The following is a 15,033-nucleotide window of genomic DNA, read 5'->3' on the forward strand; positions in this document are numbered from 1 at the left end:
TTTTATTGACGCAATTGGTGCGGCAGTATGACACTACTATAAAAATGGATATTTGCTCCCGTTGAGTGAATGACCGGACTGCTTTTTGTTTTGTATGGGGGGAGAAATATGGATTTCCAGAGCATGAAGCTGAGAACGCGTCTGGTGTTGCTGGTGCTGGCTGCGGTTCTGGTGGTGGGGGCTGTAGCGGCCTATGAACTTTACGTCCTGCGCACTTCAATTCGCGCCGAGAAACTCACCCGCTTGCGCGATCTGGTCGATTCGGTGGTGACGCTGGCGCAAAACGAAGTCGCGCAGCAGAAGGCCGGCAAGCAGACCGCGGAACAGACCAAGAAGAACATTGCCAGCCACCTCAATGCCATCCGTTTCGACAAGGACAACTACTTCTTCATCTATGACCTCAACGGTGTATTGGTCTGGAACCCGACGCGCCCCAACGACAGCGGCAAGTCCATGATCGATACCAAGGATTCGACCGGCAAGCTGTTCATCAAGGAATTCGTCGACGTGGTCAAGGCCAAGGGCGAAGGCGAATCCGTCTACCTGCGTGCCCGGCCCGGCCAGAAAGAGGAAGTGCCCAAGCTTTCCTACCTCAAGACCATCGACGGCAACTGGTTCGTGGGAACCGGCATCTATATCGACGATCTCGACCAGTTGTTGCGGCAAAAAACGCTGGTCTCGCTCGGTATCGTGCTGCTGGCGCTGATGGTCCTCGGGTTCCTCGGAATGGTCATTGCCCGCTCGGTATTGCAATTGCTGGGTGGCGAACCGAGTGAAGTCCAGCGCATCATGCGCCGCATTCGCGAAGGCGATTTGACACCGGCTGGCACCGACGGTGCCCCGGCAGGCAGCGTGCTTGCCGATGCCGAAGAAATGCGCCGGGCTTTGTCCGAGTTGATTCGCGGGATCGAAACGCAGGCAACGACGATTGGCGACATTTCCAGCAACAGCGTCGAGCAGGCCACGCAAATGGAAGAGACGGCGCATACCGAACAGCAAGCCGCATCCAGCATGGCAGCAGCCGTGGAAGAGCTCACTGTCAGCGTCAACCACATCGCCGACAATGCGCACTCCACGCGGGGGTTGACCGATACCAGCGCCCGTAATGCCAAGCAGGGCGCAGGAGAGGTCCGGGATGTCGTGGCCCGTATTCAGCATATTGCGGAGACGGTTCATGGTGCGGACCATGCCATGAAGGAGCTGGCTTCGGCGAGCGAGAAGATCTCCGTGGTGCTGGCCGTGATCCGCGATATTGCCGGGCAGACCAACCTGCTGGCGCTCAATGCGGCCATCGAAGCGGCGCGCGCCGGCGAGCAGGGGCGCGGTTTCGCCGTGGTGGCGGACGAGGTGCGCAAGCTTGCGGAGCGGACGACCGATGCCACGGGGCAGATCAACGGCATCATCGAATCCATCCAGGGGCGAGTGCTCGACGCCAGCGGCCACCTGAATGCCTCGGTCACGGAAGTGGCACAAGGCGTGACCAGTGTTCAGGCCATCGGGTCGGTGATCGGTGCCATCGAGCAGGGCGCGGCGGAAGTCGCGGGGCTCATGGACGAGATGTCGGGCACTTTGCGAGAACAGGGCGCGGCGAGCAACGACATGGCGCAGCAGGTCGAGCGGGTGGCCAACATGGCGGACGACCTGTTCAACGCCATCCACAGCAACCGCGAAAGCGCGCGGCACCTGCACGAGATCGCGCAGCACCTACGCGAGAGCGTGGCGCGCTTCCGGTTGTAGTCACTTCAACATCTCACCACAGAGTCTCAGAGGCCGGGAGAAAACAAAAACAACAAACTTGCCAATGGTGCGCATGCATTTTTTGATGGGTGCCATATGAATGCGCAAGCATTTGTTTTTCTCTGTGTTCTCTGTGCCTCTGTGGTTAATTTTCAGGTTTTGCTTGCCGAGTTTTTGATTCAGCAACCGCAGCGATGCGTGCCGCGCGCACGCATTCCGCGATGCGACTCTTGTCTTCGCAGGCGCGCGCAATCGCGCCTGCGTCCACTTCGTTTGCTTTCTCCAGTAGTTCCAGCAAATAAGCCGCTTGCGGGTAATCGGCCATTTCATGGCCAAGCCGGCCGCGGGCGTCGGCGTGGCAGACGCCGAGCAGTTGCACAAAACGCTCCGGGCGCCGCCAGGCATCTGCGCGCTGAAAGAGATCGACGACCGTAGTCGGCCGCAGCTCTTTGGCCCGGTGAATCAGGATGTGTTCGCGGCAGGCGAGTTGTGCGAGTTCGCGGCAGTCCACCGGCACGCGCCAGCGCTCGCAGAGCAGGTTGAGCGGCTCCTTGCCGCGCATGTCGTGGCCGATATGGCTGGGCAGAATGTCTTCTGGCGTCAGTGCTTTGCCCAAGTCATGACACAGCGCGGCAAAGCGCCCTGCCAGGGGGAGTTCCAGCCCGGCGGCAGCATCCAGCACCAGCAGGGTATGGCGGCCGGCATCGCCTTCCGGGTGGTAGTCCAGGCGTTCGGGTACGCCGAACAGGGCGTCGATCTCCGGCGCGATGCGCGCCAGCGCCCTGCATTCGCGCAGCACTTCGAGCATGCGCGATGGGTTCTTTTCCATCAGGCCGCGGCTGATTTCCTGCCATACGCGCTCCGGCACCAGATGGTCGACCTCTCCGTTCTCCACCATGGCCCGCATCAGTGCCTGCGTTTCCGGTGCGACGGCAAAGCCGAAGCGCGCGGCGAAACGCGCCAGGCGCAGGATGCGCACCGGGTCTTCAGCGAAAGCAGGCGAGACATGGCGCAGGATGCCGGCGGCAAGGTCGGCCCGTCCGCCATGGGGGTCGATCAGCGTGCCGGCTTCGTCTTCGGCCATGGCGTTGATGGTGAGGTCGCGGCGCAGCAGGTCTTCTTCGAGCGTGACTTCCGGGCTGGCGTGCACTACAAATCCCTTGTAGCCGTGGCCGGATTTGCGCTCGGTGCGGGCCAATGCGTATTCCTCGCGGGTCTGCGGATGCAGGAAGACCGGGAAATCCTTGCCGACCGGCATGTAACCGGCTGCGAGCATGGCTTCCTCGCTGGCTCCGACCACGACCCAGTCCGTATCCTGTATGGGCAGGCCCAGCAGTTTGTCGCGCACCGCGCCGCCGACGCGATATATTCGCATTGATCTTTCCTTAGTAAAAAATGTGATTTATCTGGCTGTCTTTATAACCGATACAATCACGACATCCACTCGAATGAAGGAATGCTGCCATGAAAATCGCCAACAATGTTACCGAACTCATCGGCAACACGCCGCTGGTCCGTCTCAATCGCGTCACCGAAGGCCTTGGCGCGACGGTCGTGGCCAAACTGGAATACTTCAACCCTTCGCATAGCGTGAAGGACCGTATCGCCGTGGCGATGATCGATGCCGCCGAAGAGGCCGGCTTGATCGGCCCGGATACGGTGATCGTCGAGCCGACTTCCGGCAACACCGGAATTGGTCTGGCGATGGTGGCAGCTGCGCGCGGCTATCGCCTGATCCTGACCATGCCGGAAACCATGTCCAGGGAGCGCCGCGCGCTGCTGCGCGGTTACGGCGCGGAGCTGGTGCTGACCCCGGGGCCGGACGGCATGGGCGGTGCGATCGCCAAGGCCAGGGAGCTGGTGGCGGCGAACCCGAATTATTTCCTGCCGCAGCAATTCGAGAACCCGGCCAACCCGGAGATTCACCGCAAAACGACGGCCGAAGAGCTGTGGCGCGATACCGATGGCCAGATCGACATTCTGGTTGCCGGCGTGGGTACGGGCGGCACGATTACCGGTGTATCGGAAGTCCTCAAGGCGCGCAAGCCTTCGTTCAAGGCCGTGGCCGTGGAGCCGGATGCGAGCCCGGTACTCAGTGGCGGCCCGAAAGGCCCGCACCCGATCCAGGGCATCGGCGCCGGTTTTGTTCCGCCGGTGCTCAATACGGCCATCTACGACGAGGTGATTCGCGTTAACGCCGACGATGCGTTTGCTACTGCCCGCGCACTGGCGACCAAGGAAGGCATTCTGGCCGGGATTTCTGCCGGTGCAGCGACTTGGGCCGCGCTGGAGCTGGCCAAGCGACCGGAAAACGCCGGCAAGCTGATCGCCGTGATCATTCCCTCGTTCGGCGAGCGTTACCTGTCGACCAAGCTGTTTGAAGGCTTGGTGGATTGAAGAGTTGTCATTCGGTGGGTTGTGAACCGGAAGGCGGCCTTTGGGCCGTCTTTTCCATTTTGGCCGAAAGTGCGAGCCAGTCGCTCAGGTCGCGGAAGACGATGACGCTGCCGAGTATCTCGCCTTTTTCGTTGCGGATGCTGGTCACGGCTTCCTGAATGCAGAAAGTCAGCCCGAACCGGTTGAGCAGAATGGCGTTGCGGTGCGGCGGGAGTCTTGCTCCGCCTTGCAATGCCTGGCGCGAAAGGGAGGGCAACGGCAGGCGTGTTTCGTTGTCGATGACCTGGAAAACGCTTTCAACGCCTTGTCCGCTGGCTTCTTCGATTTCGTGGCCGGTGAGTGACAGCGCTACCGGGTTCATGTATTCCACTCGCCCGGACAGGTCGGTGGTGATCACGCCGTCAGAGAGGGATTCCAGCATGGCCATGAGCTTGAGCTTTTCCGCATGCAGGGCATCCTGCGCATGGCGGATGGCGCTGATGTCTCGCCCGACGCCGCGGTAGCCTGCAAATACGCCGTCTTTGTCCTGAATGGGTTTTCCCGACAACTGGATGACAAGCGGTTCCCCGTTGGCCTTCAGTGTCACAACCAGATCGCTGTAGGGTTCGCGGTCTTCGATGGTTTTTCGATGCAATTCCCATTGCTTTTCGTTCAGGTCGCCCAACCCCATCTCCCAGCGGCTGCGAGTGATTTGATGGACCGGGTTGATGTCGTGAAGCTTGAACGGACCGCCGGACAGATAGGTAAAACGGGCTTCGGTATCCTGCTCCCAGAGCCAGTCTCCGGACAATTCCAGCATTTCGCTGAGCCGGGTACGGGCGAGATCGAGCATGGCAGCTTGTTCAACATGGTGACTGATGTCGCGCGCCAGCAGCGCTGAGCCGGTGTTGCAGCCGAAAGGGCTGCGGATAGGAACGATCGTGGCTTCAAAGTGGCGAGTTTCACCGGATGGGGCGAGGTGCTGGCATGGCACCACCAGTGGCTCGGCGAGTTCGGCAAGTTCGGCGGTGGTCAGCAGTGGCTGCATGCCGTGCTCGGCGGCATCGAGCATGAATTCCTTGCGTGCCGCCGGATTCGCATATTCGATTCCGCCCTGGGCATCGCGGACGACAAAAATGTCCGGCGTTTCGTTGGCCAGCGTTTCCAGCTTGTGTCGCCGCTCTTCCTCGCGGCGCAACTCCGATGGCGTACCGAGATTCGTGTTTCCATAAATCCGGCCAATCGGGCTGCGGGAGGCCATGAAAAAAGCGTACAGCAACGACAGACCGATTCCTGCAGCCCAGACGGGCCAGTTGCCATGCTGGCCGGCGGGAATGAAACGGGAGGGGGCGGCACAGATTTCCAGCCGCCATTGTCGTCCGGGAAGGTTGATGATCCGGTTATTGCAGACGGTTTGGCCTTGCTGAGCGCCGTCGGGGTTCTTCGTTTCATGGATCAGTATTTCCGAACGGGCGGGAGTGCCGTTCATGGTTTGGTCCGTGTCGAAAAGCCTGAGAGTGTCGAAGCGGTTTAACTGCGCTTGGTCCAGCATGTGTTCGACACGGTATAACGCCGAGATGGCACCCAGGTAACGTGCTTTTCGTTCTGCGAGGTTCTGCGGATTTTGCCCGGCAGTGTAGACGGGGTAGTGCAGTGCAAAGCTCGTGGACGTCTCTGCGCCCGAACGGGCAAGCGGGCTGGCGATCCCGCGCCCTTCGTCGCGAGCACGGCCGATGGCCTGAACGGTTCCCTCCCTGCTGAGGAGGTCAAGCCCCAGATAGGTACGCGTGGAAGCATTGACCGGATAAAGGAAATCGACGGGCTGCAGCAACTCCTGCCCGGTCAGGGGGGTGATTTTGTAATCCCGGTAGGCGGGGTCGAATGATTCGCGGTTCTTTGCGACAAGGCGGTCAATTTTGTCCCGAGGGATTTGCCGCGAAAAAGCGATGACGACGAATCCGGGCAGCCTTGCGAGCAGATTCTGGTTTTCGATGATATCCCGGAACGTATGGCGATCCATGTCTGGGCTGGCCATGAATGCACTTTGCAATCCCCGTAGCGCCTCGATTTGGGCCGCCAGACGGCTTTCAATTTGCAGCGCTGTGATTTCGGCGTTTTGCTCAAGCCGGGCCTCTGCTTGCTGTCTTGTATGTTTGCCATGCCACGAAGCGAGCAGGGCGGTTATCGCCAGTCCGGTCAGTAGCGTGAGCAACAGGATGCGCAGTCTGCGGAACAGTTTGCCAAGTTTTGTGCGGGATAGCTGCATGGAGCGCCAATTGATAAGACCACCCTTCAATATGAAGCATCCTGGCTTGTTTTTCCAGTAATTGGCCTTCCAGGGAAAACAAAAAACCGGGAAAGGTTTCCCGGTTTTTTGTAAGCGCATGGAGGGGCTTATACCTGCGGATTCAGTTTTTCCGTTTTTCCATAAAGCTTGTTCAGCGCGGAGATATAGGCCTTGACGCTGGCGACAATGATGTCGGTATCCGCCCCTTGTCCGTTGACGATGCGTCCGGCCTTTTCCAGTCGCACGGTGACTTCGCCCTGGCTGTCGGTGCCCTGCGTGATCGCGTTGACGGAGTAGAGCTTCAGCTCCGCCCCCGACTGGACCAGCGATTCGACTGCCTTGAACGAGGCATCCACGGTGCCGTCGCCGTCCGCCTCGGCGCGACGCTCCTGCCCGGCTTCGGTGATGACGATCGAGGCGTGGGGCACTTCGCCGGTTTCGGAGGTGACCTTGAGCGATACCAGCTTGAAATGCTCATTGATGATGCTGATCATTTCGTCGGAGACGAGCGCATGCAGGTCTTCGTCGAACACCTCGCGCTTGCGGTCGGCCAGTTCCTTGAAGCGGGCAAAGGCAGCATTGAGCGCTTCTTCGCTTTCAAGCGTGATGCCGAGTTCCTGCAGCTTGGTCTTGAAGGCGTTGCGGCCCGAGAGTTTGCCCAGTGTCAGGCGGTTGGTGCTCCAGCCCACCGACTCGGCGCTCATGATTTCATAGGTTTCGCGGTGCTTGAGAACGCCATCCTGATGGATGCCCGATTCATGGGCAAAGGCGTTGGCGCCGACAATGGCCTTGTTCGGCTGAACCGGGTAGCCGGTGATCGTGGAGACCAGCTTGGACGAAGGAACGATTTGGGTAGTCTCAATACGCGTTTCCACGCCGAACACGTCCTTGCGAGTCTTGACCGCCATGACGATTTCTTCGAGCGAGGCATTGCCGGCGCGCTCGCCCAAACCGTTGATCGTGCATTCGACCTGCCGCGCACCGCCGAGAACCGCGCCGAGCGAGTTGGCGACCGCCATGCCCAGATCGTTGTGGCAGTGCGCCGACCAGACGACACGATCCGCGCCTGGTGTGCGGGTGATCAGGTCGCGGAAAAACGCCTCGGTCAGGTGAGGAACTGCATAACCCACGGTATCGGGCACATTCAGGGTGGTTGCGCCGGCCTTGATGACCTCGCCGAAGACGCGTACCAGAAAATCCGGATTGGAGCGCAGGGCATCCTCGGCGGAAAACTCCACGTCGTCGGTGAATTCCCGTGCAAATTTAACGGCCTTGACCGCGGCTTCCACCACTTCGTCCGGCTGCATGCGCAGTTTCTTTTCCATGTGGATCGGGCTGGTCGCGATGAAGGTATGGATGCGCTTTTTGGGCGCAGCCGCAATCGCCTCGCCGGCGATGCGGATGTCGTTTTCCGTTGCGCGGGCCAGCGAGCATATGGTCGAGTTCGTGACGATACGGGCAATCGCGCTGATGGATTCGGCATCGCCGGGGCTCGCTGCGGCGAAGCCGGCCTCGATGATGTCCACGCCCAGTTTTTCGAGCTGACGCGCGATGCGGATTTTTTCTTCGCGGGTCATGGAGGCGCCGGGGCTCTGCTCGCCATCGCGCAAGGTGGTATCGAAAATGTACAGACGCTCGCTCATGGCTGGCTCCCTCATGACTGGCGCAGGGGCTGCGCCCGTGAAATAACGATGGATGTTGAAGGTGCGGCCCTGGCTGGCGGCAAGTTGCCCGAGCCGGGAGATCTGGTTCATGGGGATGCTGCCGCGTTCGCGCCACTTGTAAATGGCTGCGCGCGATACAGGCTCGTCAGGGAAGAGCCTGTTCAGCCCCTCTGCAAGCACTCCCGGCCCGCCGAAATCAGCGATCAGCTGTTCGATGTCCAATTTCATGTCCAATTTCTCCTGGCCGCATGAGCCCAGAATAAGAGCTTGAGCGACTTTTTGTCAAACATAATTTCTTGCGCATAAAAAAACAGCGGCGAGTGCCGCTGCTTTTGGTGTTTGCTTGGACTTTTTGTCTAATTTTGCGAAGGGACGGCCGGTTTCTGGTGGCGGACCAGGCAATACAGCAGGTAGACGTAGCCGGAAAGCGCGTAGCAGACAAAGAAGCCGAACAGGACGATGCCGGGCTCGAAGGCGAGCAGGCTGATGGCAAACACGATCAGCAGCAGCGCGAGGAAGGGCACCGTGCGGCGCATGTGGAATTCCTTGAAGCTCCAGAAGCGCACGTTGGAAACCATGGTCAGTCCCGCGAACAGCGTGGCGGCGAGTGCTGCCCAGTTCAGGATTTGCGGGATGGGCTCCGGCGCCTTGGTGTATTCGTTGAACACCCAGACCAGGCCGGCAACCAGCGCGGCCGCAGCGGGAGAGGGCAGCCCCTGGAACCAGCGCTTGTCGACAGAGCCGACGTTGGTGTTGAAGCGAGCCAATCGCAGCGCTGCACCGGCGCAGTAAATGAAGGCCACGATCCAGCCCACCTTGCCAAAGCCCTTGAGCGCCCATTCGTAGGCCACCAGCGATGGTGCCACGCCGAACGAAACCATGTCGGAGAGGCTGTCGAACTCGACGCCGAAAGCCGATTGGGTGTGGGTCATGCGCGCGACACGCCCGTCGAGGCCATCCAGGATCATGGCTGCAAAAATGGCCATGGCGGCGTTGACGAAGTGGCCGTTCATCGCCTGAACCACGGCGAAGAAGCCGGCAAACAGGTTGGCCAGCGTGAACAGGTTGGGAAGAAGGTAAATGCTCTGTCGGCGCAAATTAAGCGGACGGTTGGGTTGCATTGTTTTCCTGGTGGGGTGGTTAAGACCAAAACAACATCTTAGCCGAGTTCGGCGAGGATTGTCTCGCTGGCGCGGACCTTGTCGCCGATCGCGACCTTGGGCCGGGCATCCAGCGGCAGGTAGATGTCGACGCGCGAACCGAAGCGGATGAAACCGTAACGCTGGCCGCGAGCGAGCGTGTCGCCAGCCTTGGTGTAGCAGAGAATGCGGCGGGCCACGAGGCCGGCAATCTGCACGAAGGTGATTTCGGTTCCGTCTGCCAGCTTGGCCAGCACGGCATTGCGTTCGTTTTCCAGCGATGCCTTGTCCAGCGCCGCATTCAGGAACGATCCGCCATGGTATTCGACTTTTTCCACTACGCCATCGACCGGGCTGCGCTGCGAGTGTACGTTGAACACGTTCATGAACACGCTGATTTTCAGTGCTTCGCGGTTGCGGTAGGGATCGACGGCCTTGCCGACTACCACGATGCGACCATCTGCCGGGCACAGCACCGCCTTGGGGTCTTGCGGAATTTCGCGTTGCGGATCGCGGAAGAACTGCAGCACGAACAGCGCCAGAATCCACAGCGGCGCGGACCAGCTCAAACCGGCATAGATGTCGACCAGCGAAGCGGCGAGGATGATGCCGCCCAGAAACGGCCAGCCCTCGCGGGCGATCAGGGGATGGGGATACACTTTGCTCATGGTTTTCCTGAAAAAGGCCGGACAGAGAAAGATAAAGGAATTGGCCTTGCGGGCCAATTCCTTTTTTCTTTTTTTACTGCGCCAAGAGGCTTGTGCTTAGTTCTTGGACTGGTCGACCAGTTTGTTCTTGGCAATCCACGGCATCATCGCGCGCAGTTGGCCACCGACCTTTTCAATGGCGTGTTCGGCGTTCAGGCGACGACGGGCGGTCATGCTCGGGTAGTTGGTCTTGCCTTCCAGGATGAACATCTTGGCGTATTCGCCGGTCTGGATGCGCTTCAGGGCATTGCGCATGGCTTCGCGCGACTGGGCGTTGATGACTTCCGGGCCGGTCACGTATTCACCGTATTCGGCGTTGTTGGAGATCGAGTAGTTCATGTTGGCGATGCCGCCTTCGTACATGAGGTCAACGATCAGCTTCAGTTCGTGCAGACACTCGAAGTAGGCCATTTCCGGCGCATAACCAGCTTCGGTCAGGGTTTCGAAGCCCATCTTCACCAGCTCGACGGCACCGCCGCACAGCACGGCTTGTTCGCCGAACAGGTCGGTTTCGGTTTCTTCCTTGAAGTTGGTTTCGATCACGCCGCCCTTGGTGCCGCCGTTGGCTGCCGCGTAGGAAAGCGCGATGTCCTTGGCCTTGCCGGACTTGTCCTGGTACACGGCGATCAGGGACGGAACGCCGCCGCCCTTCAGGTATTCGGAACGCACGGTGTGGCCCGGGCCTTTCGGGGCGACCATGATCACGTCCAGATCGGCGCGCGGCACGACCTGGTTGTAATGCACGTTGAAGCCGTGGGCGAAGGCGAGCGTGGCGCCTTGCTTGATGTTCGGGGCAACGTTGTTGTGGTAGACCTCCGGGATGTTCTCGTCCGGCAGCAGGATCATCACGACATCGGCGTTCTTCACTGCTTCGTTGACTTCGGCAACCTTGAGGCCGGCCGCTTCAACCTTGGACCAGGAGGCGCCGCCCTTGCGCAGGCCGACGGTCACGTTGACGCCGGAGTCGCGCAAATTCTGTGCATGGGCATGGCCTTGCGAGCCGTAGCCGATGATGGCGACTTGCTTGCTCTTGATGATGGAGAGATCGGCGTCCTTGTCGTAGTAAACCTTCATTGCATTTTCCTTTCAGGGTAGGGTGCGCTTGCGCGCCCCGGATTAAATGGTGCGCGCAAGCGCACCCTACGGTGTTAAATCTTCAAAATCCGCTCGCCGCGGCCGATGCCCGAGGCACCGGTGCGAACCGTTTCCAGAATGGCGGCTGAATCGATGGCCTTGATGAAGGCATCCAGTTTCTCGCCCGGGCCGGTCAACTCGATAGTGTACGTCTTTTCCGTCACATCGATGATACGGCCGCGGAAGATGTCGGTCATCCGCTTCATTTCTTCGCGATCCTTGCCGATGGCGCGGACCTTGATCAGCATGAGTTCCCGCTCGATGTGCTCGGATTCGCTTAGGTCGATCACCTTGACGACTTCGACCAGCTTGTTGAGCTGCTTGGTGATCTGTTCGATCACGTCGTCCGAGCCGTGCGTGACGATGGTCATGCGGCTCATGGTCAGGTCTTCGGTGGTTTGCACCGTCAGCGAGTCGATGTTGTAACCGCGGGCGGAAAACAGCCCGGTGACGCGCGACAGCGCACCGGCTTCGTTTTCGATGAGAACGGACAGAATGTGGCGCATGATTTTCTCCCCTTTCTCAGCAAAGATTGCCGTAGTCACGGTTGTTTTCGAACGGTGTCTGCTGCAGGTTGCGCATGTGTGCCGGCAGATCCATCTGGTTCAGGCCCTTGCCGTTCTGCACCATCGGGAACACGTTTTCCGTGCCATCGGTGATGAAGTTGAGCAGCACGCAGCGATCCTTGTGCGTCGTGAATGCTTCGCGCAGGGCGGGTTCTACGTCTTCCGGCCTTTCGATGCGCATGCCGACGTGTCCGTAGGCTTCGGCCAGCTTCTCGAAGTTTGGCAGCGCTTCCAGATAGGTCTCGGAATAGCGGTTGCCGTAGAACAGCTCCTGCCATTGCCGAACCATGCCCAGATAGCGGTTGTTCAGCAGGATGATCTTCACCGGGATGTGGTACTGCTTGGCGGTGGAAAGTTCCTGGATGTTCATCTGGATCGAGCCGTCGCCGGTAATGCAGGCCACCTGTGCGTCCGGGTTGGCCAATTGCGCGCCGATCGCGGCCGGCAGGCCGAAGCCCATCGTTCCCAAGCCGCCGGAGTTGATCCACTGCTTGGGGCGGCGGAACTTGTAGTACTGTGCGGTCCACATCTGGTGCTGGCCGACGTCGGAAGTGACAATGGCGTTGCCCTGTGTGACTTTGCAGAGCTTCTCAAGCACGAACTGCGGCTTGATGATTTCCGCCGATTTTTCGTAATGCAGGCAATCGGGCTTGCGCCAGGCTTCGACCTGCTTCCACCAGTCGGCCAGCCCTTCCGCGTTCGGGCGGGCGCCGGTTTCCTTGAGTACGGCGATCAGGTCGGTCAGCACGTGCTTGACGTCGCCCACGATCGGGATGTCGACCTTGACGCGCTTGGCGATCGAGGACGGATCGACGTCGATATGGATGATCTTCTTCGGCTGCGCCAGGAAATGGTTGGGCACGGAGATCACGCGGTCGTCGAAGCGCGCGCCGATGGCGATCAGTACGTCGCAGTACTGCATCGCCAGGTTGGCTTCGAATGTGCCGTGCATGCCGAGCATGCCCAGGAAGTTTGGATCGGTGCCGTCGATGATGCCCAGGCCCATCAGCGTGTTGCTGCACGGGGCATTCAGCAGTTTCACCAGTTCGGTGACTTCCTGGCTGGCATTGCCCTGCACGGCGCCGCCGCCGACGTAGATCAGCGGACGCTTGGCTTCACCGATCAGGTGCACGGCCTTCTTGATCTGGCCCGGATGTCCCTTGGTCGGCGGGTTGTAGCTGCGGATCGCGATCGAGGCCGGATAGCTGAATTCGGTCTTGTTGATTGTGACATCTTTCGGCACGTCGATGACCACCGGACCGGGGCGGCCCGTGGTGGCGATATGGAAGGCTTTCTTGATGGTCACAGCCAGATCGCGCACGTCCTTCACCAGGAAGTTGTGCTTCACGACCGGACGCGAGCAACCCACCATGTCGACTTCCTGGAAGGCATCCAGACCGATGGCCGGCGTGCCGACCTGACCGGAAATCACGACCATCGGAATCGAATCCATATAGGCCGTGGCAATGCCGGTGATGCCGTTGGTGGCGCCGGGGCCGGACGTGAGCAGGGCTACGCCGACCTTGTTGCTGGAACGCGAATAGGCGTCGGCAGCGTGGGTCGCGGCTTGCTCGTGCCGTACCAGCACGTGTTTGAATTTGTCTTGCTTGAAGATGGCGTCGTAGATTTCCAGAACGGCGCCACCGGGATAGCCGAAGACGAATTCAACGCCTTCTTCGGCCAGACAGCGCGTAATGATTTCTGCACCCGAGATTTCCATCGGTTCAATCCCCGTCTCGTTGTTGAAAAGGTATGCGAGTGGTCCTGCTGATCGGTGGCGAGTACCCAAGCGTGAAATGGAAAGATGCAAGGCGCATCGTTCTAGTCACGAGATCCGTCTTTCAGGATGATTTGAGTACTCCCATCAGCAGTCCATGTACCGGGCTTGCCGCCGCCGCGTCGGGCTTGTGACCCAATGGACGACCAGATGTGTTTGTGTAGCGGTGCCAGTCGGCGCCAGCGCGCCGAGTCGGTCACGCAGGCAAAAAAGCTTGGATGAGCTGTCAACGGTAACTGATTGCCCGCGTTAATGCAAGTATTGTGGAGAGGATCGGGCGCCTTTGTTACCATGGCAACACTTTGTTTGAAACCGGTTTTTTTGCGAGGAACGACTCTGGGTACTCCGGGAGAATTGGCCCTGTTTCTGGCCGAGGTCGAGCGCCGCGCCTATCGTCAGACGGTTTATGCCGTGCATGACGAGGATGCGGCGCTGGATATCGTGCAGGATGCGATGCTGCGGCTGGCTGAAAAATACGCCAATCGGCCTGCGACCGAATGGCCCATGCTGTTCCAGCGCATCCTGCAGAATGCCCAGCGCGATTATTTCCGCCGGCAGAAGGTCCGCTCGTGGTGGACCACGCTGCTTTCGGCGTTTCAGCCGCACGATGACGAGGCCGAGGCTTCCGATCCGCTGGAGTGGTTGCCGCATACGGCCGAATCTCCCGTGGAACCGGATGCCGAGCTTAATCAGGCGCGCACCTTGAAGGTGATCGAGGAAGGGCTGGAAAAGTTGCCGGCGCGTCAACGCGAGGCGTTCCTGCTGCGTTATTGGGAGGAGCTTGACGTCGCGGAAACGGCCCGTGTCATGGGGTGCTCCGAAGGCAGCGTCAAGACGCATTGCTCGAGGGCGACCCATGCATTGTCTGCCTGGCTCAAGGGGCGGGGGGTGGAACTATGAAAGAACATGATTTTGCACGCAAACTGGCGTCCCGCCTGGACCGGGCGCCGGTATCTCCCGAGGCCGCTGCGCGTCTGCGCAAGGCGCGGGAAGTCGCCGTGGCCCGGGCCGTGGCCAAAACCGAGCCTGTTTCGGCTGCGAAAGTTGGACATACGCTGGTGTTTTTCTGGCATGAACACCGCGCCGCCTGCATCGGACTGCTGCTCGCGATACTGGTGGCGATGGCGGGTTCGGCTTGGCAGTGGCAACGGACGCGCGCGGTTGAGCGTGCCCTGGAAATCGAACTGCTGGCCGACGATGTGCCGGTGGATTTCTTGTTGAACGATCGGGCGGAGCAATGGATACGTCGCTGATTCGCCGGCTGTTGGCCGGTGTGCTGGCTGGCTTGCTGGCAGGGGCCGTGCAGGCCGATGTGCCGGAGTGGTCAAGATTGAATGCGCAACAGAAAGGCGTTCTGGCTCCGCTGGCTGCGCAATGGGGGCAGATGTCGCCGCATGCGCGCGAGCGCATGCTGGAACTGGCTGACCGCTATCCGAACATGAATCCCGAGCAGCAAGCGCGGGTGCGTGACCGCCTGACGCGCTGGTCGCAACTGAATCCCGAAGAGCGCCAGCGCATGCGCGAGAACTACCGGCGCTTCCGCGAATTGCCCCCGGAAGAGCGGCAAAAAGCGGTGGAGCGTTTCCGCGAGCAGCGGCGGCAGATGCGCGGGCAAGGGCAGAAACCGCACGGCGAGCACTGATCGG

General features: G+C 60.2%; 12 protein-coding genes and 1 pseudogene. 5 read left to right on the forward strand and 8 right to left on the reverse strand.

Going from position 1 to position 15,033, the window contains the following annotated elements:
* Window positions 1-123: 123 nt before the first annotated feature.
* Complete coding sequence (locus tag BMZ36_RS01535; protein WP_177187728.1) at window positions 124-1,737, forward strand: methyl-accepting chemotaxis protein; 1,614 nt, start codon at window positions 124-126, stop codon at window positions 1,735-1,737.
* Between the two features lie 145 nt (window positions 1,738-1,882).
* Here BMZ36_RS01535 and BMZ36_RS01540 read toward each other — a convergent pair whose 3' ends face one another.
* Window positions 1,883-3,112: a multifunctional CCA addition/repair protein gene (locus BMZ36_RS01540; RefSeq protein WP_091190213.1), complete on the reverse strand. Its 1,230-nt coding sequence runs from the start codon at window positions 3,110-3,112 to the stop codon at window positions 1,883-1,885.
* Between the two features lie 89 nt (window positions 3,113-3,201).
* On the opposite strand from BMZ36_RS01540, the gene cysK reads away from it, so the two are divergent.
* A complete protein-coding gene (gene cysK, locus BMZ36_RS01545; RefSeq protein WP_091190216.1) occupies window positions 3,202-4,134 on the forward strand; it encodes a cysteine synthase A in 933 nt (310 codons plus the stop codon).
* Window positions 4,135-4,141: 7 nt separating this feature from the next.
* Here cysK and BMZ36_RS01550 read toward each other — a convergent pair whose 3' ends face one another.
* From BMZ36_RS01550 to ilvB, 7 genes and pseudogenes are all read right to left on the reverse strand, one after another.
* Window positions 4,142-6,379, reverse strand: coding sequence for a CHASE domain-containing protein (locus BMZ36_RS01550; RefSeq protein WP_177187729.1), 2,238 nt, complete (start codon window positions 6,377-6,379; stop codon window positions 4,142-4,144).
* A gap of 128 nt (window positions 6,380-6,507) precedes the next feature.
* On the reverse strand, window positions 6,508-8,292 hold the full coding sequence (locus BMZ36_RS01555; protein ID WP_091190223.1) for a 2-isopropylmalate synthase: 1,785 nt from the start codon (window positions 8,290-8,292) through the stop codon (window positions 6,508-6,510).
* A gap of 128 nt (window positions 8,293-8,420) precedes the next feature.
* Window positions 8,421-9,185, reverse strand: coding sequence for a CDP-diacylglycerol--serine O-phosphatidyltransferase (pssA, locus tag BMZ36_RS01560; protein WP_091190227.1), 765 nt, complete (start codon window positions 9,183-9,185; stop codon window positions 8,421-8,423).
* A 44-nt stretch (window positions 9,186-9,229) separates the two neighbouring features.
* Window positions 9,230-9,871, reverse strand: a pseudogene (locus tag BMZ36_RS01565) (phosphatidylserine decarboxylase); the annotation flags it as partial.
* A 96-nt stretch (window positions 9,872-9,967) separates the two neighbouring features.
* Entirely contained in the window at window positions 9,968-10,984 is a 1,017-nt protein-coding gene (gene ilvC, locus BMZ36_RS01570; protein ID WP_091190234.1) for a ketol-acid reductoisomerase, read from the reverse strand.
* A 74-nt stretch (window positions 10,985-11,058) separates the two neighbouring features.
* Window positions 11,059-11,550, reverse strand: coding sequence for an acetolactate synthase small subunit (gene ilvN / locus BMZ36_RS01575; RefSeq protein ID WP_091190238.1), 492 nt, complete (start codon window positions 11,548-11,550; stop codon window positions 11,059-11,061).
* A gap of 16 nt (window positions 11,551-11,566) precedes the next feature.
* On the reverse strand, window positions 11,567-13,330 hold the full coding sequence (gene ilvB / locus BMZ36_RS01580) for a biosynthetic-type acetolactate synthase large subunit (protein ID WP_091190242.1): 1,764 nt from the start codon (window positions 13,328-13,330) through the stop codon (window positions 11,567-11,569).
* A gap of 363 nt (window positions 13,331-13,693) precedes the next feature.
* Between ilvB and BMZ36_RS01585 the strand changes: the two genes are divergently transcribed.
* The 3 genes from BMZ36_RS01585 to BMZ36_RS01595 are packed head-to-tail and all read left to right on the forward strand — an operon-like array spanning window position 13,694 to window position 15,029.
* Entirely contained in the window at window positions 13,694-14,287 is a 594-nt protein-coding gene (locus tag BMZ36_RS01585; protein WP_245747742.1) for an RNA polymerase sigma factor, read from the forward strand.
* The gene (locus BMZ36_RS01590) at window positions 14,284-14,640 is read left to right on the forward strand and encodes a DUF3619 family protein (RefSeq protein ID WP_091190246.1); all 357 of its coding nucleotides are present in this window, start codon (window positions 14,284-14,286) and stop codon (window positions 14,638-14,640) included. The genes BMZ36_RS01585 and BMZ36_RS01590 overlap by 4 nt, the downstream gene beginning before the upstream one ends.
* The gene (locus BMZ36_RS01595) at window positions 14,625-15,029 is read left to right on the forward strand and encodes a DUF3106 domain-containing protein (protein WP_091190249.1); all 405 of its coding nucleotides are present in this window, start codon (window positions 14,625-14,627) and stop codon (window positions 15,027-15,029) included. Before BMZ36_RS01590 ends, BMZ36_RS01595 begins: the two co-directional genes overlap by 16 nt.
* Window positions 15,030-15,033 lie beyond the last annotated feature (4 nt).

It is taken from the genome of Formivibrio citricus (assembly GCF_900115065.1).
GTDB lineage: Bacteria > Pseudomonadota > Gammaproteobacteria > Burkholderiales > Chitinibacteraceae > Formivibrio > Formivibrio citricus.

Coding starts and splice junctions, on each gene's coding strand:
- BMZ36_RS01535 (WP_177187728.1), top strand. CDS start 124: ATGAAGCTGAGAACGCGTCTGGTGTTGCTGGTGCTGGCTGCGGTTCTG.
- BMZ36_RS01540 (WP_091190213.1), bottom strand. CDS start 3,112: ATGCGAATATATCGCGTCGGCGGCGCGGTGCGCGACAAACTGCTGGGC.
- cysK (WP_091190216.1), top strand. CDS start 3,202: ATGAAAATCGCCAACAATGTTACCGAACTCATCGGCAACACGCCGCTG.
- BMZ36_RS01550 (WP_177187729.1), bottom strand. CDS start 6,379: ATGCAGCTATCCCGCACAAAACTTGGCAAACTGTTCCGCAGACTGCGC.
- BMZ36_RS01555 (WP_091190223.1), bottom strand. CDS start 8,292: ATGAAATTGGACATCGAACAGCTGATCGCTGATTTCGGCGGGCCGGGA.
- pssA (WP_091190227.1), bottom strand. CDS start 9,185: ATGCAACCCAACCGTCCGCTTAATTTGCGCCGACAGAGCATTTACCTT.
- ilvC (WP_091190234.1), bottom strand. CDS start 10,984: ATGAAGGTTTACTACGACAAGGACGCCGATCTCTCCATCATCAAGAGC.
- ilvN (WP_091190238.1), bottom strand. CDS start 11,550: ATGCGCCACATTCTGTCCGTTCTCATCGAAAACGAAGCCGGTGCGCTG.
- ilvB (WP_091190242.1), bottom strand. CDS start 13,330: ATGGAAATCTCGGGTGCAGAAATCATTACGCGCTGTCTGGCCGAAGAA.
- BMZ36_RS01590 (WP_091190246.1), top strand. CDS start 14,284: ATGAAAGAACATGATTTTGCACGCAAACTGGCGTCCCGCCTGGACCGG.
- BMZ36_RS01595 (WP_091190249.1), top strand. CDS start 14,625: ATGGATACGTCGCTGATTCGCCGGCTGTTGGCCGGTGTGCTGGCTGGC.